The organism is Rhodococcus sp. ACS1, from assembly GCF_002300155.1.
Taxonomy (GTDB): Bacteria; Actinomycetota; Actinomycetes; order Mycobacteriales; family Mycobacteriaceae; genus Rhodococcus_F; species Rhodococcus_F koreensis.
The window spans coordinates 444,064-469,192 of record NZ_NSDZ01000008.1; the positions used below are offsets into that span (position 1 = coordinate 444,064).

The 25,129-nt window shown below is 65.0% G+C and carries 20 protein-coding genes and 4 pseudogenes; 15 read left to right on the forward strand and 9 right to left on the reverse strand.

Going from position 1 to position 25,129, the window contains the following annotated elements:
- Positions 1 to 246 precede the first annotated feature (246 nt).
- The 6 genes from CJ179_RS36335 (at position 247) to CJ179_RS36360 (ending at position 6,575) form a co-directional block, all read left to right on the forward strand.
- Positions 247 to 1,032, forward strand: a complete 786-nt coding sequence (locus CJ179_RS36335; RefSeq protein ID WP_095864639.1) for an SDR family NAD(P)-dependent oxidoreductase — start codon at positions 247 to 249, stop codon at positions 1,030 to 1,032.
- Between the two features lie 903 nt (positions 1,033 to 1,935).
- Positions 1,936 to 2,439 (forward strand): CoA transferase, encoded by a 504-nt coding sequence (locus tag CJ179_RS36340; protein ID WP_095864640.1) that lies wholly within the window; start codon positions 1,936 to 1,938, stop codon positions 2,437 to 2,439.
- Complete coding sequence (locus CJ179_RS36345; protein ID WP_095864641.1) at positions 2,436 to 2,789, forward strand: hypothetical protein; 354 nt, start codon at positions 2,436 to 2,438, stop codon at positions 2,787 to 2,789. The genes CJ179_RS36340 and CJ179_RS36345 overlap by 4 nt, the downstream gene beginning before the upstream one ends.
- A complete protein-coding gene (locus CJ179_RS36350) occupies positions 2,743 to 3,813 on the forward strand; it encodes an alpha/beta fold hydrolase (RefSeq protein WP_095864642.1) in 1,071 nt (356 codons plus the stop codon). The genes CJ179_RS36345 and CJ179_RS36350 overlap by 47 nt, the downstream gene beginning before the upstream one ends.
- 18 nt (positions 3,814 to 3,831) lie before the next feature.
- Entirely contained in the window at positions 3,832 to 5,457 is a 1,626-nt protein-coding gene (locus CJ179_RS36355; RefSeq protein WP_257015955.1) for an AMP-binding protein, read from the forward strand.
- A complete protein-coding gene (locus CJ179_RS36360; protein WP_095864644.1) occupies positions 5,454 to 6,575 on the forward strand; it encodes an alpha/beta fold hydrolase in 1,122 nt (373 codons plus the stop codon). Before CJ179_RS36355 ends, CJ179_RS36360 begins: the two co-directional genes overlap by 4 nt.
- A 439-nt stretch (positions 6,576 to 7,014) precedes the next feature.
- Here the strand turns inward: CJ179_RS36360 and CJ179_RS50880 are convergent, their stop codons facing one another.
- Positions 7,015 to 7,326 carry a hypothetical protein gene (locus CJ179_RS50880; RefSeq protein WP_143548971.1) on the reverse strand — a complete coding sequence of 104 codons (312 nt, stop codon included), beginning with the start codon at positions 7,324 to 7,326 and terminating at the stop codon, positions 7,015 to 7,017.
- A gap of 489 nt (positions 7,327 to 7,815) precedes the next feature.
- Between CJ179_RS50880 and CJ179_RS53240 the strand changes: the two are divergent.
- Positions 7,816 to 7,884 (forward strand): annotated as a pseudogene (locus tag CJ179_RS53240) (hypothetical protein); the annotation flags it as partial.
- Positions 7,885 to 8,447: 563 nt separating this feature from the next.
- Here CJ179_RS53240 and acs read toward each other — a convergent pair.
- From acs to CJ179_RS36385, 4 genes are all read right to left on the reverse strand, one after another.
- A complete protein-coding gene (gene acs, locus CJ179_RS36370; RefSeq protein ID WP_095864645.1) occupies positions 8,448 to 10,373 on the reverse strand; it encodes an acetate--CoA ligase in 1,926 nt (641 codons plus the stop codon).
- 260 nt (positions 10,374 to 10,633) lie between these two features.
- Positions 10,634 to 11,464 (reverse strand): LuxR C-terminal-related transcriptional regulator, encoded by an 831-nt coding sequence (locus CJ179_RS36375; RefSeq protein WP_179377778.1) that lies wholly within the window; start codon positions 11,462 to 11,464, stop codon positions 10,634 to 10,636.
- Positions 11,461 to 12,420: a hypothetical protein gene (locus CJ179_RS36380; protein ID WP_095864647.1), complete on the reverse strand. Its 960-nt coding sequence runs from the start codon at positions 12,418 to 12,420 to the stop codon at positions 11,461 to 11,463. The genes CJ179_RS36375 and CJ179_RS36380 overlap by 4 nt, the downstream gene beginning before the upstream one ends.
- On the reverse strand, positions 12,413 to 13,393 hold the full coding sequence (locus CJ179_RS36385) for a type IV toxin-antitoxin system AbiEi family antitoxin (RefSeq protein WP_095864648.1): 981 nt from the start codon (positions 13,391 to 13,393) through the stop codon (positions 12,413 to 12,415). The genes CJ179_RS36380 and CJ179_RS36385 overlap by 8 nt, the downstream gene beginning before the upstream one ends.
- Before the next feature lie 632 nt (positions 13,394 to 14,025).
- Here CJ179_RS36385 and CJ179_RS53245 point away from each other — a divergent pair.
- Positions 14,026 to 14,235 (forward strand): hypothetical protein, encoded by a 210-nt coding sequence (locus CJ179_RS53245; RefSeq protein WP_095864649.1) that lies wholly within the window; start codon positions 14,026 to 14,028, stop codon positions 14,233 to 14,235.
- A 512-nt stretch (positions 14,236 to 14,747) separates the two neighbouring features.
- Here the strand turns inward: CJ179_RS53245 and CJ179_RS36405 are convergent.
- Positions 14,748 to 15,527: pseudogene (locus tag CJ179_RS36405) on the reverse strand (phosphoadenosine phosphosulfate reductase family protein); the annotation flags it as partial.
- A gap of 195 nt (positions 15,528 to 15,722) precedes the next feature.
- Here CJ179_RS36405 and CJ179_RS36410 point away from each other — a divergent pair.
- The 4 genes from CJ179_RS36410 to CJ179_RS36425 all read left to right on the forward strand — a co-directional run bounded on the left by CJ179_RS36410 (position 15,723) and on the right by CJ179_RS36425 (position 18,689).
- The gene (locus tag CJ179_RS36410; RefSeq protein WP_095864826.1) at positions 15,723 to 15,932 is read left to right on the forward strand and encodes a hypothetical protein; all 210 of its coding nucleotides are present in this window, start codon (positions 15,723 to 15,725) and stop codon (positions 15,930 to 15,932) included.
- Positions 15,929 to 16,246 (forward strand): hypothetical protein, encoded by a 318-nt coding sequence (locus CJ179_RS36415; RefSeq protein ID WP_095864651.1) that lies wholly within the window; start codon positions 15,929 to 15,931, stop codon positions 16,244 to 16,246. The genes CJ179_RS36410 and CJ179_RS36415 overlap by 4 nt, the downstream gene beginning before the upstream one ends.
- A 53-nt stretch (positions 16,247 to 16,299) precedes the next feature.
- Positions 16,300 to 17,133, forward strand: coding sequence for a hypothetical protein (locus tag CJ179_RS36420; protein ID WP_095864652.1), 834 nt, complete (start codon positions 16,300 to 16,302; stop codon positions 17,131 to 17,133).
- Between the two features lie 494 nt (positions 17,134 to 17,627).
- Positions 17,628 to 18,689: an IS110 family transposase gene (locus tag CJ179_RS36425; RefSeq protein ID WP_095864653.1), complete on the forward strand. Its 1,062-nt coding sequence runs from the start codon at positions 17,628 to 17,630 to the stop codon at positions 18,687 to 18,689.
- 67 nt (positions 18,690 to 18,756) lie between these two features.
- Here CJ179_RS36425 and CJ179_RS36430 read toward each other — a convergent pair.
- Positions 18,757 to 19,194, reverse strand: a pseudogene (locus CJ179_RS36430) (ATP-binding protein); the annotation flags it as partial.
- Between the two features lie 121 nt (positions 19,195 to 19,315).
- Here CJ179_RS36430 and CJ179_RS36435 point away from each other — a divergent pair.
- From CJ179_RS36435 to CJ179_RS36445, 3 genes are read left to right on the forward strand one after another with little or no spacing between them, the layout of a single operon-like run.
- Positions 19,316 to 20,500, forward strand: coding sequence for a tyrosine-type recombinase/integrase (locus CJ179_RS36435; protein WP_095864827.1), 1,185 nt, complete (start codon positions 19,316 to 19,318; stop codon positions 20,498 to 20,500).
- Positions 20,497 to 22,653, forward strand: a complete 2,157-nt coding sequence (locus CJ179_RS36440; RefSeq protein WP_095864654.1) for a tyrosine-type recombinase/integrase — start codon at positions 20,497 to 20,499, stop codon at positions 22,651 to 22,653. The genes CJ179_RS36435 and CJ179_RS36440 overlap by 4 nt, the downstream gene beginning before the upstream one ends.
- A complete protein-coding gene (locus CJ179_RS36445; RefSeq protein ID WP_095864655.1) occupies positions 22,650 to 23,090 on the forward strand; it encodes a DUF6262 family protein in 441 nt (146 codons plus the stop codon). The genes CJ179_RS36440 and CJ179_RS36445 overlap by 4 nt, the downstream gene beginning before the upstream one ends.
- Positions 23,091 to 23,132: 42 nt before the next feature.
- Here the strand turns inward: CJ179_RS36445 and CJ179_RS36450 are convergent.
- Both CJ179_RS36450 and istA read right to left on the reverse strand, forming a co-directional pair.
- Positions 23,133 to 23,462 (reverse strand): annotated as a pseudogene (locus CJ179_RS36450) (ATP-binding protein); the annotation flags it as partial.
- Between the two features lie 61 nt (positions 23,463 to 23,523).
- Complete coding sequence (gene istA / locus CJ179_RS36455) at positions 23,524 to 25,062, reverse strand: IS21 family transposase (protein ID WP_095864656.1); 1,539 nt, start codon at positions 25,060 to 25,062, stop codon at positions 23,524 to 23,526.
- Between the last annotated feature and the right edge of the window lie 67 nt (positions 25,063 to 25,129).

A 25,129-nucleotide genomic window follows, 5' to 3' on the forward strand; every position in this document is an offset into this window, starting at 1 on the left:
GAGCCTTCGGCGGGCGCCCTTTCGAGCGTTCCACGTTGCCAACTTCGAGGGTCGATTCCGTCTATCGTGCGCTCGATATCGCTACGGTCCGGCATGCCCTGGAAGCTCTTGGACTCCACGTTGTGTTCTCTCAAAAGGCCTGTCTGCCTGGGCGGTCTGGTTGCGCTATCAGTTGCGAGTTTACTTAGCGATCGATAGGGTGATTGGACACTGGTCACCTCGACCCCATTACTCGAGAGGCATCACATGGCGCCCGTGACGGCCCCCGACATCTCCGGCAATGCCGACTCCCAGCCCAGGCGCAGCGCGCTCGTCACCGGCGCATCGCGCGGTATCGGATACGAGATTGCGCGGCGACTGGCGGGCCAGGGATGCGAACTCACCATCTCCGCCCGCCGACGGGACGGATTGCTCGAGGCCGTCGACAAGCTCCGTTCCGAGTTCGGCGTCAACGTCCACCCGGTTGTCGCGAACCTCGCGAACGACGCCGACGTGGCCGAGGTTGTCAACGCCCATGAGGGCCGGTACGGCGCACTGGACCTACTTGTCCTCAACGCCGGGGTAGGCGCGGCAGGAACGGTGGCTGAGCTATCGGTCAAGCACTACGACCTGGTACTGAACGTGAACCTCAGGTCGCAGTTCCTGCTCGTTCAGAAGGCGCTGCCGATGCTGAGAAAGGCGGCGGCGACACGTCCGTCCAGCGGGGCGCGGGTGGTTGCGCTGGCCTCGATCACGGGGGTCGCGGCCGAGGCGGGGCTGTCGGCCTACGGCGCGAGCAAGGCCGCCTTGATTTCGCTGTGCGAAACACTCTCGCTGGAGGAAGCCGCGAACGGCGTCAGCGCCACCGCCATCTCGCCCGGCTTCGTGGCGACCGACATGACGGCACAGATGGACAAGACCGTCGACGTGGACTCCATGCTCCGGGCGTCCGATGTCGCGGAGCTCGTCGTCGCGCTGTCGCACCTGTCCGCGAAGGCCGTAGTACCCAACATCGTCATTTCCCGCGCGGGACCGGCAATCTGGCGGGCGTGACCGACATGCACAGCCACCAACTCGAACCACCCGCTTGGCAACGAGGGTGGGATCCCGTGATCGCACGAATCGGGGAAGAACTGCCCGGGCGCGACCCGGCTCCGGGAGCCGATACCGCTCGGCCTTTTGATGATTCGGCGCTGACGCAGACCGCTCGAACTCCATTGCGCGTTACCTTTCGACCCCGATTTCTCGAGCAGGCAAGGCTACGGCGATGTCATCGCGCCGTCTATCTCCACGGTCATCGAGTTCGCTCGCCCGCCCACCGTCGACGACGGCTGCGCTGAACCCTCCACGTCTCGTTGGATGCGTTCCACAGCAGACCAGCGTCGGGCGGCGCCTTCGTTACCATCGAACCCCTGGTGTGCGATCACAAGGACCGACCGGTGGCGGCAACAACGCCGTTGTTCAACCACACCCGACAGAAGGAAGGCGCCAATTCATCGCAGCCACCAGGCACGACATCGCTTTCGGTAGTGACACACCGGCCGTGCGGTATCCCGTTCCCGTCCGCTGGCTCGACATAACGGTCGGATCGAACCGGGACTTCAGCTAATCCACCCCAACGGCGCATATGCCAGGCTTGGCCGGGGCCCTGGGATCTATACGAACAACCCGTTCCAGCAGAGCATGTGGGAGCGTGCCACCGAGAAGTAGACGCAACGGTGGCACGATCAGGGCGATTCGCGGGTCCGGATGCGTGCCTTCAACACGCGGAAGACACGGTGACCGTATGCGGTGAGGTGCTCGACGTTCGGACACCTGCACCGCCATCCTGCAGATGTGGTCGAGAACGGCGGGCACAGGGTTGGTCCGACACGGTCGAGGTGACCCTGCCACGGGGACGGATGAAATTCGTTGCACACAAACAGACAACCCATCGATACATGAAGGAATCGGCGAATGTCAGTGAAGCCGCTCGACGGGTATCGCGCGCTCGACATGGCGCAATACGTGGCCGGTCCGTTGGCCGGACAGGCTCTGCGCAACGGCGCAACCGAGGTGATAACAACCGAACCACCACGTGGTGATGCTGCGCCCCAGATCCCGGCAACCGCCGCAGGGAAGCGGTTTGCCGACCCGCTCTCGCGGGCGGAGAACAATCGTGAATTGACCGCCGATCGGACCAGGACGTTCGCTGGCCATTCCGTCGAAGAGTCGCTGCAATTGTCGCAGGGCACGAGTCTGATGGCGACGCGGATCACCGGCATTACCGACGTCGTGGACACGCCGGTGTTCGATGAGAACCAGTTCGTGCTCGGTTCGGCGCACAAACGACGTCCGGCCAAGTCCCCTTGGACGCCCGCCCGTACGAATAGTTGCGCGATCGGTGCCGACGGATGGACGCCAGAGGTCGGCGACTACGGCCGCGACCTGGCAGCAGTGGTCGATTGGATAGCAAAATGAGCAATGGCAAGCCGGGTTGGCTTCGGCTGGTCCAAGCGGTCGACGGCGTGGCTGCTCCCATTCTGGAGCGGGTAACGAACCACGACGCCTTCGCCATTGGGATCACCGTCGCTGACAGGGGCAGCAGGGCGGTCGGACGCCGTGCCGAGCGGCTGTCGCGGCACATCTTGCACGGACTGAATCTGCCCACCGCCACCGACCAGAGTCGGCTGTTGACTCAGCTGGCCGCGGTCGAGCATCGGGTGCGGGAGCTGAGCAAGGACTTCGACGATGTCCTCAACACCGTTGGAAAGGAGAGTGAACATGGTTTCCATCGCTCCAACGAACCTGCTCAAAAGGATCACGCGTGAAGCCGAGCGTGCACAGATCCGGGCCCGCAACAGCCTGAAACACTTCGGTGGCTTTGCATCCGGGAAGATCGCCGCCAGTCCTAGAACCGCAGTCTGGCAGCGCGATTCGGTGGTCCTCTATCGATACGATTCTGACCGTCGCACGCACGGAACGCCGCTGATCCTCGTCATGAGCCTGGTGACCAAGCCATACATCTTCGATCTGCGCCCCGGCAGCAGTCTGGTCGAGGATCTGCTGAACCAGAGCTTCGATGTCTACCTGCTCGACTGGGGAACACCGCAGCCCGTCGATGCGCACAACGGCCTGGAGACCTATTGCGACGAGTACATCCCACGGGCGGTGGAAGCTGTACGTAAGACATCGGGCGCATCCGAGGTCAGCCTGCTCGGCTATTGCCTGGGTGCACTGTTGTCACTGATCGCGGTCGCCGGAAATCCCGGTCTACCGGTGCGGAATCTTATGCTGCTCGCGACACCGATCGATCTGTCGAAGATGGGTCCAATTGCTTCGCTCGTGGAGGCCGGCCGGCTCGAACCGAGCAATCTCTTCGACGAGACCGGCAATGTACCCGCGTCGGTGATCCGCGAAAGCTTCCGGCTGATCCAGCCAACCGCGCCGCTGGCAACCTACGCCAATTTGTGGCAATGCCTCGGCAACGACGAGGCACTCGCGGCACACAATGCCCTCATCGGCTGGTCCAACGACCATATTCCGTTTCCCGGTCGGGTATTCGAACAGATGGCGGATGCCGTCATCCGCCAGCGTCTGCTGCTGACCGGTAGGTTCCCGCTCGCGTTACGCACGGTTGATCTGTCGGCGATCGACTGCCCGGTGCTCAGCGTCGTCGGCGCGAGGGACAGCCTGGTTCCGCCCGCGGCCACCGAGCCGCTACTGGGTCTGCTGCGAAACGCGGATCTGGAATCACTGGTCCTGCCCGCCGGACATGCAGGCCTGTTCGTTGGGCGGCAGGCACGCACCATGTGCGTGCCGTCGATCGTCGACTGGCTCACCGAACACAATTGAACGAAGGAGAGTTGCGAAGTGCCTGAAAAAATGTCGGTGACTCATACCTGGTTGACGGAAGCTGTGCCCGCCTCGATCCGCAATTCGTTGTATCTCCTGCGGGCGAACACCTCAGCATGGGAACGACCGGACCGGATCCCTCGGGCGATGTGGGCCGCGTTGCCCTACGGCAATGGCATGCTCGCCGCTGTCGCGGCGTCAGCGGCACGATACCCGCAGGTGACCGCGATCGCCACGGCGCAGGAGCGGGTCACCTACCGCAAGCTGTGGCGGGGTTCGAACGCGTTGGCGCGCGGACTCAAACATGCCGGTGTCACCCGCACGGATCGGGTGGGGGTATTGTGCCGCAACTCACCAAGCTTCGTGTATGCCCTACTGGGCGCGGCAAAGCTCGGTGTCGACATCGTGTTGCTCAATACCGCCATGGGCGCCGCACAATTGGCCGACGTCATCGAACACGAGGAACTCACCACCGTGCTGTGCGATGACGACGTCGCCCGGGTCCTCGGCCGGGGCGACGGCGTCCGCACCATCGACACGACCGAGATGCGCATCCTCATCGACGCTTATCCGGGCGCTAACCTGAGGCCACCGAAACATGAGAGCCGCTTGATCATTCTCACCTCCGGAACCACCGGGCGCCCGAAGGGTGCGGTTCGATCGCCGGGCGGTTCGAGCCTAGACGGAATCGCCGCGTTGCTCGGTCCCATCCCGCTGCGGCTGCGCGACACGATGGTCATCCCCGTGCCGTTCTTCCACGCCCTGGGTCTGGCGACCCTGCTGATCGGACTCGGCCTATCAGCGACGGTGGCGACCGAACCGGAATTCGATGCGGCACAGACTCTCTCACAGGTGTGCGAACGCAAGGCACGAGTGTTGGTGGTGGTTCCGGCGATGCTGCAGCGAATCTGCGCGTTGCCACCGGCTCAGCTCGCGCAGGCCGACACCGGCTCGTTGCGCATCATCGCCTCGAGCGGGTCGGCGATTGCCGGTCGGTTGGTGACCGAGGTGCTGGATCGGTTCGGGCCGGTGCTGTACAACATCTACGGTTCCACCGAAGTCGCGACCGCAACCGTGGCCGGTCCTACCGAGCTGCGGGCGGCCCCCACCACGGCAGGTCGCCGCGCCCCGGGTGTGCGGGTGGAGATCCTCGACGACGCCGGAACACCGGTCCCCGACGGAACGATCGGGCGGATATTCGTGGCCAACGCAGCCAGTTTCGACGGTTACACCGGCGGCGGCGGCAAGGAGGACGTCGACGGCCTGCTATCCACCGGCGACCGCGGCTACTTCGACGCGAGGGGCCGGCTGTTCGTGGTCGGCCGCGAGGACGACATGATCGTATCGGGCGGGGAGAACGTGTACCCGATCGAGATCGAAGAGCTGCTCAACGCCGACGAACGCATCGCCGAAGCAGTCGTAGTCGGCATCGACAACGAGCAGTTCGGCCAGGCACTCAAGGCCGTCATCGTGGTCAAACCCGAACACCGCATCGACGAAGGTGAACTCAAGGCCCTCATCGCCGAACGGCTGGCGAAGTTCAAGGTGCCGCGAGTGTTCGAGTTCGTCGACGAACTGCCGCGCACGGCCACGGGCAAGATCCTGCGGCGGCAACTGCGCTCATCGCAAGGAGCATCGGAATGAACCAACCCTCAGTGTCCAAGATGCAACGCCTCGCCAAGGCCCTGCTGCCATACTCGACGAACGAGCCGCTGGCCATCGCGACCGAAATTGGCATCCGCAACCAAGCGATACTACGCACAATCGTCGACCCATCGATCAAGCTGGGGATGAAAGTCATCGGGCGAGAGACCACCGCCGCGCGTCGCCGTCGCCGGGAAATCGACGAGGCAGCACAGTTCCGCGACCCCCAGAGCGGGTCGGGGCTCAGGGTGGTCGGGCGGGAGCCCGGTGCCGCGCGTCGCCGTCTACGGAAGGTCGACGAGGCAGCACAGTTCGGCGACCCGACCGACAACCGCCGTGGCACACGGCGGCCGGTGGTGAACTGGCACGAGAGCGGGCACGGCCCGGCACTGCTGCTGCTCAACGGTTTCACCGCGAGCGGGCTGATCTGGCCGCAATCCTGGTTGCGCCGACTCGAAGAGCACTACCGCGTCATCAGAATCGACAACCGAGGCACCGGTTGGTCGCGCTGTGCACCGTCTCCGTTCACCATCGCCGACCTTGCCGACGACGCGCGAGACGTGCTGCATTACTGCGGATTCGATCAGGCCACGGTGTTAGGTGTGTCGATGGGCGGGATGATCGCACAGGAGTTCGCGATCCGACACCCCGGGATCGTGGAGAAGCTGGTGCTGGTCGGCACCCGACCACCCACGCCAGCCCAGATCGCACCGGACGCCGACGCCTACCACCTCTTGATGCAGCAACCGCCGCGCGGCGCTGATCTGCGCGAATTCTTCACCGCGACCTGGGCGCAAACCGTCGGCGAGGGCTTCGCCGCCGATCATCCCGATCTGATCGCGGAAATCGCCGAGCAACTCACGCGCCGGATCACCCCGCGCGGTTGCGTCCTCGATCAAGCGCGCGCGATCGCCGCATGGCACGGCGCAAATCGTCTGCGTCGCCTTCGCATTCACACGACGGTTGTGCACGGCAACCGCGACCCGCTGATGCCGGTCGGCAACGGCATGCGACTGGCCCGGCTGATCCCCAACGCCACCTACATCGAACTGCCCGGAGTAGGGCACCTCGTCCCGCACGAAGCTGGCGACACCCTGTTACGCGTGCTCGACGCGTGACTCACACCGTGACGGTGCTCGGCACCGGTGGGCACATCCGACTGAATGGGTGGCGGACTCGCGCCCGCCACCGCGGTTCCGCTGGAGGGCTTCCGGAGACTGGACGGTATGTGCGACAAGAGGAGGACTAGCTTTCTGGCTCGTCTTCCATATGACCGCGGTGCCTGGGACCGGGTTGGTCGACTCCTGGAACCATTGGGGTCTCGTCGATGAATCCCTGGGGACGATTCAGTCCCACAAGCCTATGATGTACGGCTGACTCTCAGTTCGGATTATCCGCAGAGTGAACCCGCGGGGCGATGATCGAGCGCTCCGACGACCACTTCGACTAACGCGTGACACCCCGTGTCGTGTCGTAGAACGCTGAATTCTTGCATCGGTCGTGATTGGTGTTGTCGAGACGCAATCGCAGAGATGGATCTACTTGTCTTGGCCGAGCCTACCGGGTCGGTGCGTGATGCCGTCCGCCTTCACCCGAGATCGGCGCCTGGGCGATATCGAAGTGACCGACGGCGGTTGTCCCGAATGCGTCGCCGAGGGCGCGCGAGTTCATTCGTCGAGGTCGAAGCAGATTCGGGTCGTCCCGATTGCTGGGCAGGGTCACCGTGACCAGGCGCAAGGGCCGTTGATGGCTGTACCCCCGGGTCGTCGTTGGATCAGCGGTGGAGTGGCCGAGGTGGCCGGTCAGGGTGGCGACGCGGTGGTGGCGGGCGGCATCGCTAGTCGCCAACACCGGTGAGGTGGTGGTCATCGTGGTGCTCCCAGTCGAGATATGCTTGGGCGGCGCCATATTCGTCGGCGAGCTGCCCGATTGATAGGTGCACGTACCCTCCCGGGCGAGGTCGTCTCGAAGCGGACGAGGACCTCAAGTTGGTCACGGAAGGAGTGGTGCAGCGCGCGATACTCGCCATCGCACCGACACCGGCGCAGGGCGCACGGTTGACCAAGGCCCGCATCGTCACCGCGTTGCGTCGGGCGGGCCGACGCCGTCGGCTCGACGACACTGCCACCCGCATCCTTCGGCGCGCTCCGCCGCCCGCAGTTGCGGCAACCGGCACTGGTCGAGCAGGCACTCGGCCGGCAGGCTCGGGCACTGCTCGGCACCTTGAATACTGAATGCGCGAACGCCGACGACCTCAATGAGGCTGCGTCCGAGGCGTTTCGGCAACACCCGGACCACCGGGTCATCACCAGCTTCCCGGGACTGGGGTAGGCGACCGGAGCACGGGTACTGGCCGAGATCGGTGACGACCGCGACCGGTTCGCCGAGGCCCGTGGGCTCAAGGCCTTCGCCGGCTCTGCACCGGTGACCAGGGCGTCTGGGTGCAGCACCTGCGTGATTCACCGGCACGTGAAGAACAACAGGCTCGCTGCCGTGGGCTTCGTATGGGCCTCGCTGCGATCCCGCGACCAGGTCCGATCAAGGACCACTACGACCGGCGCCGAACGCAGGGCGATCGGCACGCCGCCGCACTGCGCAATCTCTTCAACCGACTTCTGGGCCAGCTCTACCACTGTCTTCGAACCGGCCAAACTTACGAGGAATCGAAGGCGTTCCCCGGCTCGGCCCACCCAGTCGAACCCACCGCCGATTGACTCCTACGCTGATCGGAGGTCTATCAGCGGTCCATCGAGGCCACCAGGTTCGGCGACACCACCCTGCTTGATGCGATCCGGGGAGTACCCCGGACCAGTGTTCGGTGCCGGCAGAGAGTATTGCGATGACGAGGGGCTTCGGAGTGCAAACGAGCTACTTTCGCTCACACTGGCCACAGACCGGGCGAACACAGCTGAGGCACTTCGCTTATCCGCCGCCCGTGAGTGGTTGAGGAGTGCAGAGACTCGTCAACCACTCACGGGGCGCGGAGCGCCCTACTTGCCGCGGATGGCGTCGAAGACCTTGGGGTCGACGAGGGTGGAGGTGTCGCCGAGGTCGCGGCCTTCGGCGATGTCCTTGAGCAGGCGTCGCATGATCTTGCCGGACCGGGTTTTGGGGAGTTCGGGGACGATGGTGATCTGGCGGGGCTTGGCGATCGGGCTGATCTCCCGGGACACCTCGGCCTTGAGTTCGGCGATGAGGGTGTCGCCGGTGTTCTCCACACCTTCGCGGAGGATGACGAACGCGACGATGCCCTGGCCGGTGGTGTCGTCGGCGGCGCCGACGACGGCGGCTTCGGCGACGCCGTGGTGTCCGACGAGGGCGGATTCGACCTCGGAGGTGGAGATGCGGTGTCCGGAGACGTTCATGACGTCGTCGACGCGGCCGAGGACCCACAGGGCGCCGTCGTCGTCGTATTTGGCGCCGTCACCGGCGAAGTACCAACTCCGTCCCGCAAACCCTGACCAGTACGTTTCCTTGAATCGTTGCTCGTCGCCCCAGATGCCACGGAGCATCGCCGGCCACGGCTGATCCAACACCAGATAGCCCGGCGTATTACTTTCCACCGGGTGTCCGGTGTCGTCGACGATCTTGGCGGAGATGCCGGGCAGCGGTGCCATCGCGGAGCCGGGTTTGGTGGCGGTGATCCCGGGCAGCGGGGAGATCATGATGGCGCCGGTCTCGGTCTGCCACCAGGTGTCGACGATGGGTGCCTGGTTTCCGCCGATGACCTCGCGGAACCATTTCCAGGCCTCGGGGTTGATGGGTTCGCCCACGCTGCCGAGGAGCCGGATCGAGGTCAGGTCGTGGGCGTCGGGGATGTCCCTGCCCCACTTCATGAATGTGCGGACCAGGGTGGGTGCGGTGTAGTAGATGCTGACGCCGTATTTTTCGATGATCTGGAAGTGGCGGTGCTCGTCGGGGGAGTTCGGGGTGCCCTCATAGACCACCTGGGTGACGCCGTTGGACAGCGGTCCGTAGACGATGTAGCTGTGGCCGGTGACCCAGCCGATGTCGGCGGTGCACCAGTAGACGTCGCGCCCGGCCTTGTGGTCGAACACGTTGTGGTGGGTGTACGACGCCTGGGTGAGGTAGCCGCCGGAGGTGTGGATGATGCCCTTGGGTTTTCCGGTGGTGCCGGAGGTGTAGAGGATGAACAGCGGGTGCTCGGAGTCGAACGGGGTCGCCTCGTGGGTGCCGGAGGCCTTGTCGACGGTCTCGTGCCACCACAGGTCCCGGCCGTCGGCGACCGCGACGTCGATGCCGGTGCGCTTGACGACGAGGACGTGCTCGACGGACTCTGCGCCGTCGACGGCTTCGTCGACGGCGGGCTTGAGGGGTGCGGCCTGGCCGCGGCGCCACTGTCCGTCGACGGTGACGACGAGTTTGGCTTCGGCGTCGTCGATGCGGGAGCGCAGGGCGCTGGCGGAGAAGCCGGCGAAGACCACGGAGTGGGTCAGGCCGAGGCGGGCGCAGGCGAGCATGGTGACGATGGCCTCGGGGATCATCGGCATGTAGATCGCGACGCGGTCGCCGGCGACGAGTCCGAGGTCGGTGAAGGTGTTGGCGGCCTTGGACACTTCGGTGAGCAGGTCGTTGTAGGTGAGGTCGCGGGTGTCGCCCGGTTCGCCTTCGAAGTGGATGGCGACGCGGTCGCCGTTGCCGGCGATCACGTGGCGGTCGACGCAGTTGTAGGCGACATTCAACTCGCCGCCGACGAACCATTTCGCGACGGGTGCGTCGGAGAAGTCGAGTACCTCGGTGAAGGGCGTGTGCCAGTGCAGGCGCTCGGCTTGTGTCGCCCAGAATGCGAGTCGGTCCTCGTCTGCGGCAGCCTGGAGGTCGGGGCCGGCGTTCGCCTGGGCGGCGAACTCGGGCGAAGGTGGGAAGGCGGCAAGGACGTCGCTGTGGGCGTGCACTGGTGGACCTTTCTGCTGAGTACGAGCATGTACCGACACCAACGGAGACCTCTGATCCCGTCTTAGGCGCGTCGGGCGTCATCGCGGACACGGCGTGTGGGTGCGACGAGCAAACAGGAACCACGACGTCAGGTCCACGGGTAGGTGAAAGGCCGCGTCCCTCATCATGTTTCGCACCCAGGCGAGGGCTGCTCCATTAGTTCACGGTGAGACGCGCCCCACAATGGGGCATCTACTTTCGTATATCCCCGGCGCGCCGATTAGTCGATCAGCCCGAACGCTCGTGCCGCAATGATCGCCTGGACCCGGTTGGTCACGTTCAACTTGCGCATCGCCGTCCTCAGGTACGTCTTGACCGAGTTCTCGACGAGGTTCAGGTTCGCTCCGACAGCACGGTTGGTCAGCCCGCGCGCGGCTTCGCGCAGCACGTCGATCTCACGGCGGGTGAGGTTCGGTGCGTTCTCCGGGCCGCGAGCGGCTCGTGGGCCGCCCAGCCGCGCGCGCACCTGCGCCAGGCGGGCGCGCAGCGCTTCGCTGTCCAACTCGGCAGCTATCTCGTCGAGCTCGCGGAGAAGGAAGGCGATCTCGCTTTCGCGAAGTGCGGACGCCAGCGAAGTGGATCGATCTGGTGGGCGGTCCATGGCGGACACGGCGTGCACGAGTTGCTGCACCCACGGTCGGAGCTGTTCGTACCACCGTTCGCCGAGGTTGATTTGGCGGCGATTTCCCAGGTAGATCAGGACGTCGGGCGAGCCGGACAGGACGGGAGGAAACGCCGCCAGTGTCTCGAGGCCCTCGCCCAATACTTGTGCGTCGTAGTCGTGCGTGATGCCGCCGGCTGTTTTATAGCTCGACACCGCGACGGGACGGTTCAAGAGCAGTGCCTTGCCGCCAAGGCCAGCTCCGCGGTGGACGACCAGGTCGGACATCGTGCCGGTACGGGCTCCGTGGGTCGAGGTGACCTGCACGGCGTCACACGAGGGGAGGACGTTCGCGACGAACACCATTTCCATGCCCGACCGAGTTCGGAGTGCGTCCATGGCGTCGAGCAGGCTCGTGTCTGCGGTGGGGACGTGGGACTTGCCGGTCATGTCAGCAGAATAGTGAATCCGGCAACCACCAGGACTTTCAGGGCACCCCACCATTCGTATTTCGGTTCAAGGCCGCGGGTGCTGCCGGACAGTCTTCTGTTGCCCTGATGGCGATTAGAGGGCGGTCGACCACCCGAGTTGCATGGCGTCGAGGAATGCGTTGCGGCGATCGAGGTTTGGGCTCCATTCCAGGGGTTGGTGGCAATGTTCATCAGACGGGGGAGGTCGTCGTTACGGGGTCCGGGCCATCGGCGGTCGAGCTCGGCGATGCGTTCCGTACCGACTTCTGTGGCGAGGTCTTCTCCGAGCAGATAGGCCGCGGCCCGGGCCTCGTCCATGTCGAACTTGTCGAGGGTCTCGAACCCGTGGACGACATCCGTGTACAGGCGGTCGCTGACGTGGCCGGAGTTGGTGTACCAGAACAAGGCTGTGGCGATATCGGTGGCGTCCTTGTAGTTGTCATTCTCGCTTCTGTCGAGCCAGGCGGCGAGTTTGAGTGCGGTGTATCCGGGCACTGTGGGGATCTTGATCGATCCCGCGGTGGGCAGAGGCAGCTCGTGCGCGCTGTTGAACACTTCTTGGAACGCCCAGACACTCAGGTCTCGGTGCGGGGGATCTGGGACCACGCCGGTGGGTTCCTCGATGGGGCCGAATGGCACGAGGTCGGTGGGGATGTCTGCCACCTTGTACCGGATTCCGGTGTCCCCGCTCTTCGACAATCCTTTGACGACCTGCGCGTACGCGTCCCAGTCCGCGATCGCGAAGGCAAGGTCGAGGTCCTCGGTCGCACGCAGAGTGAACTTGTGTCCTAAGACGTCGTGCAGCAGGTTCCGGCAGTGTGCACCGAGGATCATCAGATCGGCGGGTTGCAGGTGGTCGGAACGTTCTAGCAGTCGGGAGCAGACGAGGTCGACGATCTGGAGCAGTTGTTGGTCACACGTGGTCAGGTCAAGCATGGTGGTCTTTCCACGTGTCGGCGACTTCGTTCAGTCGGGGGTCGTTCGTAGCGAGCAGGTCGGCGTATACGAGCGGCCAGGGCGCGTTGGATGGCTCGACCAACCCCCAGGTGTCGTCGTCGATCGGGGCGTCGTCGGGTTTGGTCCAGAACTTTTGCATCACCGTGACGTTCGGGGGTTGATGGGGCTCGTTTCGCCACCGGTTGACGAACGCCATCTTCCGGTCGAAGTGGTCGAGGTAGACGGTCAGTGTGGCGGGGCGGTGGATGGCGACTCCAGTTGCGGATTCACCGCTGAGGTAGACGTCCTGATCCGGGGACAGCAGCTGGAAGTCGGTCGGGTCATCGGTCTGGAAGGTGGAAATCACGAGCTTCTTGCGGAGCCCACGCGGGTACTCAGCGGCCCAGGGCCTGAGCAGGTTGTGAATCTGGTCGGAACGCAGCGTGGTTCCGCGATGAAGGAATCCCGCGTCGTTGAGCATGGAGAGGGTGTCGTGTGCTTGTCCCATCGAGACTCCGGCGGCTGTCGCGATGTCTTGAACTCGCGCCGCCGCCAGATGCGGCCAGGAGAGAAGAGCGAACACGACCTGTGACCGGCGTGGGCTGAAGAGGTTGTGTGCCGACCGTGGCGACCGCTCGTGCCCCACGGTGTCGTCGTAGTCAGACCTCGACTCCGGATCGCGCGGTTTCGGCCGTCTGCCGCGGACGTCGATGTAGACGTCTCCGAACTCGATGTAGGCGTTTCCCAGGCTGTCGATGTACTGGATCCGGAGGTCACGTAGTGACGTTGCGCTGCGTTCGGTAATCCGCTCACCGACCATCAGGATCGGGGAGTCCGCCTCGTCTAGTCGCCGGTGTGAGATCTGCATGAACGTCATCGGTGCGGTGAAGACCAGGAGATACTCCTGGACGTTGCCGTGGCGGGAGAGGATCGCTGTTGCGTCGAATCCGCGGTCTCCACTCGCAGTCTTCATCCAGCGGAGACTGCGGATGGAGACACCGACGTTATGTAGGCGCTCCGAGACAGCAGCCTTGAGGCGGTCGCGTTCTCGTGAGTTCACAGCGTTCCCGCTTTCAGTATTTTCGCATTTTCAGTTTAGATGAAAATGTGCAAAAACTGAAAGGTGGTCTCCTGCCGCGGGCTGGTAATCGGCACCTGCGCAGCAGCTGGACGAGAAGATGCGCTCACAGGTCCAGCGGGTGCATCGGGCGATTCAGACCGCGGAACGGTTCAACGACCGAGGTCACATCCTCTACTGCGCCGTCTCGCTCCCGCATGCGGTGCCGCGGGAAGCGGTCACTCTGCCCTCGACCCTGCAGCCGGGATCGCGGCTGGACTTCGACCGGCACACGATGGCCACCCACGCGGTTCACCAGCTCGATCAGACGCTCGGGGAGCGGGATGTGGTGTTCGAGATCGAAACCGGCCGCGGCATGTACTTGGGTCGCTCGGATACCGTCGACGACACCGCGCACCTGTTGCCGCGGGGGATGCGGTTCGAGGTGGTTTCTGCCGGTGAGGGGCGATACCGTCGCCCGGACGGGAGCATCGGCCGGCGGATGGTTGTGCAGCTGCGGGACGTGACCGAGGAATGAGGGGTTAGGGATGGGACTGTTCACCGACGACAAAGGCCGGCCCGAACTGGTCGTGCACCCGGACATCGTGCTTGGGCGAGCGACGTTCCGGCCGGTCGACGACGCACCTGAACCGGAGGAGACTCCGAAGCAACGCGCCCGCCGGGAGCTGCTGAAGCGGATGACCGAGGAGCGGCTGGCGAGACAGAAAACCGGAGACCACAACCCCGAGAAGGGGTGACGCCTCCGGCTCATCCTGTGCATCCGCAGTAGCTGACTATAACCTCCCATCGCGAAAACACTAGAAAGCAGGTGTGGTCCGTGGATCAACGACCAGCAACGAATGAGGAAATCCATCCCCAGGACCCTGACAACCGTGAGGAGTGGTGTACCCGTGCAGAACTGCGCGACTGGGGCTACAGCAATGCGGGCATCGACCAGCTCTTCGGTCCGGAAACCGCCGGGCCCGGCGGGGTCACCGGCTGGGCGCGCGCTCACATCGACCATGTCGAGGACACGGTCGTCGCCCCAGCTATCCGCCTGGTGCGGGAGGGATTCGAGGACCCGGAAGCGCCCACCGACGTCCTCAGCAGGGCGGGGATGTGATCTCAGGGTTCGCCGGCGCCGTCGGTCTTCCCACTTCGACCGCGGGGACGTGTCGTCTCCGCAGGTCCGCGCGCAACTGTCGGTGTCGCGTACCCCGACCGTAGGGCACGCGCCTCGGGTCGCGGTATCAGGCCAGTTGCCGGAGGCGGGCAGTACATGGGCGAGTTGCTCGAACAGCGCCGACCATCCGCGGCGCAGCCACGTCAACCGTCCCCGGTCGAGATGATTGCCGTCGAGCAGGTGCGAGAGACGATGCTGGCTGTCGGGGACCCGGAGCTGGGTGAGCCTGTCGTAGAACGGGTTCACCGGAAACCGATGCCGGGCGATGTGCGCCCGGACGTCGTCGGTGGTCCAGTTCCAGATCGGCCCGTACGCGATGGCGCCGTCGGCGCGGGCGATGACACCGTCGTGGCGCCCACCGCGGGTGTAGAGCAGGCGGCGGCCGGCGGATTCGTCGGCACGCACACCCCACAGCTCACCCGGCCCCAGCAATGCGTGCGCGCGGCGAGCGGGCTCGGCGATCAGCACCTGCTGCAGATCCACCCGCGCGGCCGCGACGTCGGTGGGGGCGGCGTGGTCCCAGAGCCCGGACTCGGCGAGCACCTGCAGCAGTGGCGGATCAGCCGGGATGCGGTGCAGATCCAGCCGCCACCGATCGGCGAGTTCGGTGAGGTAGTCGTAGGTTTCGGGGAAGTCGAGGCCGGAGTCGAAGAACACCACCGGCACCTCCGGTTCGACCCGGCGGGCCAGGTCGAGGACGACGAGCGAGTCCTTGCCGGTGGAGAACGCGACGTACCCGTCATGGGCGGCCAGGTGCGCGCCGATCCGGGCGGTGATGTCGTCGATGGCCGCGGCACCGGACTTGGCCGACGGTGCCCGGAGCCCGCGCAACGTCGAGATATCCAGGCCGGGGTCCGGTGGCGTCATCACAGCGGCCAGGCTACGACCTCGCCACCGCACGTCACCGAACAGCTCCGCTCCCGCGTCGACACGAAGACTTTGGCCCATATGGGTGCTAATAGCGGGCAGAGCGACACACGATGGTGCCGGCTGCGGCGCCGAGATGCGACATGGCCGGCGCCGATCCTCGGTACCGTCGGTGTGCTGCAGTTGAATGGGGGCATGGGGTCGTCCGCGGTGGAGCAGCTGTGGCAGACGTTGTCCGAGAACGAGTTGGCGTTGGTGTGCGTCCGGGGCCCGCAGTGTGAGTGGGCGGATCTGATGACGGCCGCAGACCACGGGGCGGGGGAGCTGACCTGGCTGGCCCGGGAGACGAGCGAGATCGTCGAGCAATACCCGCACGGCGCCGGCCACCGCACAGTGGCGCTGTGACGGCGCCGAACCTGACCGCGGCAGAGTCGGATGTGGTGTGGGCCGCCTACATCGTCGCCGTGGGCATGCCGGAACACACGGAGCCTGCGAATCGGGTGGCGGGGTGCGCGCGGGACAACATCCACGGCAAGGCCAGCATCCTCGACCGCGATGACGCCGTCATCCTCGTGGACCAACTTCAAGACGCACTCCGCCACCAACGCCGATCGGCACGCGGACCCCAAGGTTCGGGGCCATCGTCGTATCCGCTTCCCGAAGGGCGCACCGGTGAGGTGTCACCCTCCCTGCGGGCCGATGCCGGCCTCCGGCACTAGACTCCCACGCACACCGCAGACGGTGGCTGGGGCCGATCAAATTGGGGGGGCTTGTGTTAGAACTAGCCGATGCGTTCAAGAAGATCACGCACGCGAAGAGACGCCACAAAGAACTGCGCGAGGTGTTTCTGGAATGGCATCAAACCGATGGAATCCAACTCGTAATTACGCGCGACAACACACTGGCGAAGTACACCTGGTTCATCGGGATAGCCAAAGAGCCCGCTCAAGACTTATCGGTGCTCGCCGGAGAGATCTTCTCGACTCTGCGAAGCGCGCTCGACTATGTCACCTGGCAGATATACCTCGCTGGTGGCGGTGGGCGCGACGAGAAACGCGCAAAGGGCGTGTACTTCCCGATCGTCACAGATCGTGATAAATGGGAGAAGGAAGTCAAGAACAAGGTTCCGACAGCATGGCCCGCGGCAATCGAACTACTCGAGTCTGTGCAACCCTTCATGCAGCCAAGCGAACTCGCGCAGGCGCTCCCGGCCCTTCATGCGATGAACAATCCAGACAAGCACCGCGAACTAAGCCTGGTAGCCATCGGCAACCTCACTCTGTCCGCGATTACACCGGACCTGGGCGATGATCTTGGTATGGCGATTCTGATGGCGCGTCCAGGACCAGTTCTCAAGCTCAGAGAGGGCGAGATCCTGGGGCAGGTTGTGGTCAACCGTCGAAGCGACCCGCCCAATCTCGAACCGATTCCATGGCCACCTGGACTCCACGTTGAACAACCGCCGGTTCCTCAATACTCTCTCGCGTTTCGCGACGAGGACGGGAATGAAGTCGCTATTACTGCCATCCGTGACCTCATTGACCATGTTGAGTCGATCATCGATGGGTTCGGAACACTTCCCACGCCCCCGTCCGTCCTCATCTGATAGGTAGAGAAGTTTGTTAAGAGGGCATGGTGAGGCGCCGCCGGGGAGCTACCCCAGCGGCGCCTCGTTGCTTCCTCGGCGAGTCTGGGTGGGTGAGCGTGTCGTTGAGTGACGCGCGGTCAGACTGATATACGCGGGTTGAATATCGCAGGAAGGGGTTTCGGCTGGATTGAGTTCCGGTCGCATTCCAGCTGGGCTGTCGACCGTCACGTAATTCCCCAGGGGTGTCCGTCACGTAATTCCGACTTATATGAGTGTCAGCGGCGTGACGGGGTTCGGCTACCCGTTATGTTCCGTAGCAGACCGGAGGGCTGACTCGCGTAATTCCTGTCACCCGCTCGTCGGGTTGACCCTCATGGGGTGTGTCGACCCTCCGGTCTGCGTTCGCGGAGTGACTGGAGAGAGGCGTGACCCCAAGCTGCTGTGAGAGGTGCTTGAAGTCGGATTGTCCTCCGCGGATTCCCCAATCCGAGCAGAGAAGGGAACCGTCTTCCATGATCGTCATCGGCATCGATCCCCACAAGTCCACCCACACCGCAACCGCGGTCGACCCGGCCACCAACACCGACCTCGGCTCGATCCGCATCGACGCCACCCTCACCGGCTACAAGACGCTGATCGCCTGGGCCAAGTCCTGGCCGCACCGCCAGTGGGCGGTCGAGAACGCCTACGGCCTCGGACATCACCTCGCGCAGTGGCTGCTGGTTCTCGGGGAAGTCGTCCTCGATATCCCGACGACCTCCACCGCCCGGGTCCGGGAACTCTCCCGCGGCGGCCGCCGCAAGAACGACCGCATCGACGCAGCCGCAGCGGCCTGTGTTGCCGCGTTACAGGGCGATGCCCGACCGGTGGACCCGGAGGGTCCGACCGATGTCCTGGCCTTGCTCGACGAGCGTCGAACGAACTTGTCTAACAGTCGCACTCGCATCGTCAATCAGCTGCACGCGTTGCTGCGGCAGTTGTTCGCGGGCGGTGCGCCGACCTCGCTGACCGCGGCTGCGGCCACCGCCTTGTTGCGGGGCTTCCGCGCCCGCAGCGAAGTGGACCGGGCCCGCGTCGGCCTGTGCCGAGACTTGATCGCCGACATCCGGCGCCTCGACAGTCAGCTCGCGGCGAACGAGAAGCAGATGGCCAAAACGCTCGACGAGCACGGCACCCGTCTGCGGGAGGTAGACGGGATCGGTGCGGTGACCGCCGCCCGGCTGATCGGTCGCACGGGACGGGCCAGCCGGTTCCCGACCACCGCGGCCTACGCGAATTACAACGGTTCCGCGCCGGTACAGATAGCCAGCGCGGACACCAATCGCCACCGTCTCTCCCGCTACGGCGACCGACAACTCAACAGCGCGCTCTACACCATCGCGGTGGTCCAGATCCGGATGCCCGCCAGCGCCGGCCGCGGCTACTACGACAAGAAAATCGCCGAGGGCAAAACGCCCGCAGCGGCGAGGCGCACCCTCAAACGGCACCTATCCGATCACGTCTGGCGCATCATGCTCGCCGACGAGAAACGCCGATACCGACTATACGAAGCGGACTCCGCAAGCGCGGCTTGACAAATAGAGAGGCACCCCATGCTCGGGCGTGCTGAGTCGAGGGTAACCCGAGCGGACGGGGTGCGGATCAAGTTGCGCTGGCGGTGCGGTGTCCGGGTCGTTTGCGGGGTCGGTAGGACGGTCCGTCCATCAGGGTTTGATGGCTGGTGTTGATCAGCCGGTCGAGGAGGGACTCGGCGACGACCGGGTTCGGGAACAGCGGATACCAGTCCTTCGGGGCGCGGTTGCTCGTCAGAATCAGAGGTTTGCCGGCGATCGCACGATCGGAAACCAGATCGTAGAGGTCATCGGACTGGGTAGTGGTGTGCTCACGCATCGCGAAATCATCGATAATCAACACCAGCGGCCGGGTGTATTCCCGCATCCGCTGACCGATGGTGCGGTCGGCATGGCCGCCGGCCAGATCGGCGAGCATGCGGGAGCACTTGACGAACCGCACGTCCCCACCACGGCGGGCGACATGATGCCCAAGAGCTTGTGCCACATGGGTTTTGCCTACTCCAACGGTTATCAACGGGAGTTCGTCGACTCTCATTAACGTCTTCGACGATGTTTGTTGATCTTGCTTTGTGATCGTTGTTTCTCGGTTATCAGAGGGAGTGCAACAACGATGGGGAGCGGTGCTTGTGGCATACGGGCTGGCGGTGCGACCGCCTGGTGGGAGCCGGACGTGGACGGTGGTCGATGCGTCGTATCGGACCGTTGATCCGGTCGAGGAGTGGTTGGAGTTTCACCGGACTCTGTGGTCGCCGAATACGGTGCGCGGCTATGCGACGGCGTTGGCTCAGTGGTGGACGTTCCTGGAGCAGCGGGACGAGGTCGGGAAGTGGCGGGACGTCGGTGTCCCTGCGGTGACGGGGTTCCTGTCGTGGTTGCGCAACGGCCGGATGGTTGAGCACAGCCTGGTCCCGCAGGAGCAGGCACCGGGGGCTTCGACGTTGGAGGCGCGGCTGGCGGCGTTGATGTCGTTCTATCGTTGGCAGGAAGCGGTTTTCGGGGTTCCGGTCGCGGGAAGGTTGATGCGCGGGGCACCGCGGCGGATGCCGGCGCGGGGGCTGCTGGCGCATCTGGATGCTCGGGCGGCACCGCGACCGTCGTCGCTGGTGCGGGTGCGCCGCGGTCACCGCCGCACTGGTCGGCCACCTCTGCTGTTGCCTCGGCAGATCCAGGCGATCCTGAGCGGATGCGCCGTGTTCGATTCTGCCACTGGTGAATGGGTCGGGAATCTGCGGGACCGATTTCTGTTCGCGCTGCTGGCTGAGACCGGCATGCGGCTGGGTGAGGCTTTGGGTCTGCGGATCAGCGACTTCGTGATGGGGCGCGGCGGGACACCGTTCGTCGAGATCGTGCCGCGAGACGACAACGCGAACGGGGCGCGGGTGAAGATGATGCGCCCGCGTCGGGTCTATGTCGGCGCAGACTTGGAGCGGTTGTTCGCGGACTACTTGACCCACATCGCCTGCCGAGCAACCGAGCTGGGCCTGCCGCTGGGGGTCGAGTCGCCGTTGCTGGTGAATCTGAGCCGGCCGCCGTTCCTGTCGCCACTACGGGAAGGGACGGTGCGGGACAAGACGAATGCGTTGCGGCGAAGGGGCATCGGTGCCGAGGGTTGGTCTCCGCACTGGTTCCGGCACAGCCATGCGACCGCGTTGTTGCTGGCGGGGACACCGGAGTGGGTGGTATCGCGGCGGCTCGGTCACGCTCATGTCCAAACGACTTTGGACCTTTACGGCTGGGTTCGCGAGGACGAGGCGTTGCGGGCGGCGGCGAACTGGCGATCATATGCGGCCGACTGGCAGGTGACCGAATGAATGGACAGCGGCCACCCTATCTGCGCCCGGCCAACGAAACCGACCCGATCTGGCAGCTCCTGCAGGAGCTGCCGCCACAATGGCGCGGACCGATCATCGGACCCGCTATCGACAACTGGGAAAAGATCACCGAGAACGCCAAGGCCCGGATCAAGCTGCACGGCCTGCCGGAGACGATTGCTGCCGAGCTGGCCTGGATGGCGCACTGGCAGGCCTTGGACGGCACCCGCTCCTCCGTCCTGGCCACCAATCAGATGGCCAACATCCTCCGACTAGCGATCCGCGAACAGCATCCGTTCCCACCGTCGATCCGGGCGATGGACTGGGATCAGGCCGCGGCGTTGCAGCGATGGTTCTATGCGACCCGATGGGGGCGGCTGCCGCCCCATGGCAGCATCGCCCGGCTGCGGGTGATGTTCCGGTTCGCTCGGCTGGCGCTGCTGGCGCGCTGTCATGACGGGCACTGGTGGGATCTCGACGAATGGCACCCGCGCTGCGATCCGCGGATACCGTTGACCGGGCGGGAACCGCAGGCCAACTACGGCTGTTCGCCCGGCCAGATCCGTCATCGCTGGCTGCGAGAGGCAGCGAAATGGTATCTGGGGACCGCGCTCGAGGCCGGCACCCTACGGTGGTCGACGGTCAGCCAGGAACGAGTCAAATGCCTGACCAGGTTCGACCGGTGGCTGAGCACTGTCGACGACCCACTGCAGATCCTCGGCGACCCCGCCAACGCCGCCGCGCAGGCGGCGGCATTCCGGCGTTGGGATGCCGACCCCGCCAACCGGCTGCTGCGCAGCAACGACCGCCGATTCGCCGACAGACCGGTGCATCCACGTCAGATCAACGACGACCTGCGAGCGGTCGGTGAGCTGTTCGCGTTCGTCGCCGACAACCGCGACGAAGCCCACCGGCTGCTCGGCGCCGAGCCGTGGTCACGGGTCACCGAGGCGCACGCCGCCAGCTGGTTCCGGCAGGTCGCCCGCATCAAGCGCACGCGCGAGTTCAACGACGACCATTACGTCGACGACCACGCCATGGGCCAGATCCTGGCGGCGTTGCCGCTGCTCGGCTTGCCCCGCGAACAGCAGATGATCATCACCCGCGGCGATGGAACACAATTGCAGGCCAACGGATTCGACGATCCACAAGCCATGCGGATGATTCTGATGCAGATCCTCACCGGCCGTCGCGCCAGCGAAATCCGCACCTGCGCCTTCGACTGTCTGACCGCGCCACCTGCGACCACAGTCACCGCGCCCGGCACTGAGAAGATCGCACGATTCCACTATGCGCAATCGAAGATCGATATCGCACCAGACACCATCCTGGTCGACCGGGAAGTGACCGAGGTCATCGGTGAGCAGCAACGCTGGGTCCGGGACAAATTCCCCGACCACGAGCCGCGGTTTCTGTTCGTCCAGCGCGTCGGCAACCGCACCGGCGGCAAACCCTATCCCCAAGGCACCTACAACTGGATGCTGCGTGAGTTCAGCGACTTGGTGCAGTTCACCGACAGCCAAGGCCGCGTGATCAGACTCAGCCACACCCACCGATTCCGCCACACCCGATTGACCCGGCTGGCCGAGCTCGGTCTGCCGATCCACGTTCTGCAACGCTACGCAGGCCATGCCACCCCGACGATGTCCATGCACTACATCGCCGCCCGTGAACAGCACGCCGAACAAGCGTTCCTCGCGACGGTGAAACTGAAAGCCGACGGAACCCGGATCCAGTTCTCCCGCGACGACCACGACAGCATGCACCTGTTCGACCGAGCCGACCGATTCCTGCCCAACGGCTGGTGTCTACTGCCACCGCTCCAATCCTGCGACAAGGGCAACGCCTGCCTCACGTGCTCGGTGTTCGCCACCGACGTCACCCACCGGACCGTCCTCGAGCGCCAACTCGACAACACAACCACCCTGATCGACCGCACCACAACCGAATTCGAGATCCGACACGGCAGCCCCATGCCCGACGACAACGTCTGGCTCACACACCGCCGCGCCGAGAAGGCGGCACTGACCAAGCTGCTGGAAGCACTGCCGACAGACCCCGGCCGCGCCATCCAAGGCGGTGGATCTCACGCCGCCACGACCGGCCCCGTCCCACTCACCCTCATCCCCATCACACGGAGGACACGACCGTGACCACCACACATGCAGACCGCACAGCTGCCTTGGTCGCCGCCGCCAAGTCCAAATCCACCCGCAAGACCGCCGATGCCGAGCAGGCCATCCGGCGTCTGCTCAAACGCGGCGAACGCGTCACCTTCCAAGCAGTCCAACGCGAAGCCGGCGTCTCCCACGCCTTCCTCTACAACCATGCCGAACTGCGACCCCGCATCGAACGGCTGCGCGCCAACCCCCGACCGGTCGGCGCCGCCACCCCACCTGATTCGGATAACACCCTCATCCACACACTCAGCCAGCAGATCATCGAGCTGAAGAAACAGCACCGCACCGAAGTCCGGGCCCTGCGAGACGCCCTCGAACAGGCCCACGGCGAGAACCTCGACCTGCGCCGCCAACTCACCCGCCAAGGGACCGCCACCAACCACACAGCATCAATCGCAGAAACGTCATGACCAGCGCAAACAAAGTCATTCTCAGCTCAAACCGGCGATAACGACGGGTCCGTAGAGAATGACCGACTCGCCGGCGTCGAGCCAGCGCAGCGCGGCCAGATCCCGCAGCATCGCCGCCGGGAGTTTCGGATTCGCGGTGAAATCGAAGTCCTCGAACGTGGCCCGTTGCTCGAACCTCGCCCGCCGCAGCCGGCGGGCCAGCGCCGCGGTCTCACGGCGGGCGATCTCGTCCTCACACAGCACTTGGAGGAATTCGAGGTGCCCAAGCTGCCCGTCCCGGGTCTGGGCGAGCCGGGCATCGAGCGTGTCGAGCATCCCGGTCAGCTTCAACGTTTTCAGCGCAGCCCGCAGGCTGGGGTCGTGAATGGTCATGACGATTCCTAAGGTGAAAGTAATTGGTGTGCAGCATGTGTCAGTGGCAGCGTTCAACACTTCAGGCGGTGCGTTCGGTGTCGAAGGCATCGGGTCCGCGCAGGAATGCCGGCGCCGGTGCGGGGGCTGGTGCCGGCCGTCCGTCGTGTTCGGTGCCGGCGGCGAGGATGCCCTTGACGGTGCGGTAGCTGGGGTCACCGACCTCGAGGGCGCGGGCGCAGGCCGCGTCCAGGCGGGCGTCGTCGTAGCGGTCCCGCAGCCGGATGATGCCCTGGATCGCCCGCAGCCGGTGCAGCGCGTTGACCTGCGATAACTCGTCGACGATCGCGACGGCGCCGAGACCGATCTGCTCGGCCTGCGCCCGGCACCAGGACACCGTCTGCAGCGTGTAGGCGATCTTGTGCGGAGGGTAGTGCTCGGGGTTCGTCGACCGCCCCGACAGGTGCAGCACGTGGGTGGCGACCACCTGCTCGGTGTGGAAGATCTGCACCACGTCGCCGCTGGTGCGGACCAGCACTTGCTGACCGATCAACCGCCAGGGCACCGAGTACAGGGCCTTGCCGGCCTTGACGTGACAGTCCGGGGCGACCTTGCCGACCTGGTAGCGGACCGGGTCGAATGGTCGCGGTGGAAGTGGTGTGAGACGGTGCTTTTCGACAGCATCGAACACCGCTGTCGGCTGCGCTCCGTCGAGACCACGATGGTTATGGCGACCGTAGACGTCGGTGCACCAGGCCAGAGCGGCGTCCTGCATCTGCGCCAGCGAGGTGAACTCGCGGCCCTTGAAGTACGAATCGCGGATATAGGGCATCGGGCGCTCGATCCTGGGTTTATCCTTTGGTTTTCCGGCGCGAGCGGGGTCGATCAGCAGCCCGTAGTAGGCGGCGAGTTCGGCATAGGCGCGGTTGATCTTCGGGTCGTACAGATCCGGCCGGTCCACTCCGGTTTTGAGGTTGTCGCACACGATCCGGGCCGGCGTGCCGCCGAAGAACTCGAACGCGGCCACGTGCGAGGCGCACCACGAGGACTGGTCCATCCGCAGCACCGGCTGCACGAACAGCATCCGCGAACAGGTCAGGATTATCGCGAACGCCCACACCGCCACCCGGCGGTCGGTGGCCGGATCCCGCCACATCCCGAGCTTGCCGTAGTCCACCTGAGCCTCGTCGCCGGGAGGGACCGCACCCCGGAGCACCGTCACCTTCGACTCCGCCACCTGATCGGCGAATTGCGCTGCCACATAACGTCGTACCGTCGACTCAGACACCGCGACCTCGTGGTCGTCACGTAGGCGTTGCGCGATCGTCGCGACCGTCACCGACGCCTTCAGCTGCGCGTCGATCCAGTCGTGGTGCGCGGCGATCGCCGGCCACGTCACCGCCCGCGCCGCTGGGTCGCCGACCTCCGGAAACCACCCGGCGATCAGCTCCCACCAGAGCGCCTCGTCGAACTTGCCGCCCTCGCCCGGCGTCAGCCCGGCCGCCAACGCGGGTGCCAGGTATTTCCGGATGGTCTTGCGGTCGATTCCCAGGGCCGTCGAGATCTGCACCTGAGACCTTCCGGCATCCCAATGCCGGAACAACTCCATCAGATCGATCATCGTCCACGTTCTCCTTGCCACCGTCAGGCCCCTTCCCAGGCCCCGTGTCGGTGGCCCAGTCAGGAGC

Coding starts and splice junctions, on each gene's coding strand:
- CJ179_RS36335 (WP_095864639.1), top strand. CDS start 247: ATGGCGCCCGTGACGGCCCCCGACATCTCCGGCAATGCCGACTCCCAG.
- CJ179_RS36340 (WP_095864640.1), top strand. CDS start 1,936: ATGTCAGTGAAGCCGCTCGACGGGTATCGCGCGCTCGACATGGCGCAA.
- CJ179_RS36345 (WP_095864641.1), top strand. CDS start 2,436: ATGAGCAATGGCAAGCCGGGTTGGCTTCGGCTGGTCCAAGCGGTCGAC.
- CJ179_RS36350 (WP_095864642.1), top strand. CDS start 2,743: ATGGTTTCCATCGCTCCAACGAACCTGCTCAAAAGGATCACGCGTGAA.
- CJ179_RS36360 (WP_095864644.1), top strand. CDS start 5,454: ATGAACCAACCCTCAGTGTCCAAGATGCAACGCCTCGCCAAGGCCCTG.
- CJ179_RS50880 (WP_143548971.1), bottom strand. CDS start 7,326: ATGACCACCACCTCACCGGTGTTGGCGACTAGCGATGCCGCCCGCCAC.
- CJ179_RS36375 (WP_179377778.1), bottom strand. CDS start 11,464: ATGACCGGCAAGTCCCACGTCCCCACCGCAGACACGAGCCTGCTCGAC.
- CJ179_RS36380 (WP_095864647.1), bottom strand. CDS start 12,420: ATGCTTGACCTGACCACGTGTGACCAACAACTGCTCCAGATCGTCGAC.
- CJ179_RS36385 (WP_095864648.1), bottom strand. CDS start 13,393: ATGAAGACTGCGAGTGGAGACCGCGGATTCGACGCAACAGCGATCCTC.
- CJ179_RS53245 (WP_095864649.1), top strand. CDS start 14,026: ATGGGACTGTTCACCGACGACAAAGGCCGGCCCGAACTGGTCGTGCAC.
- CJ179_RS36410 (WP_095864826.1), top strand. CDS start 15,723: ATGGGGTCGTCCGCGGTGGAGCAGCTGTGGCAGACGTTGTCCGAGAAC.
- CJ179_RS36425 (WP_095864653.1), top strand. CDS start 17,628: ATGATCGTCATCGGCATCGATCCCCACAAGTCCACCCACACCGCAACC.
- CJ179_RS36440 (WP_095864654.1), top strand. CDS start 20,497: ATGAATGGACAGCGGCCACCCTATCTGCGCCCGGCCAACGAAACCGAC.
- istA (WP_095864656.1), bottom strand. CDS start 25,062: ATGATCGATCTGATGGAGTTGTTCCGGCATTGGGATGCCGGAAGGTCT.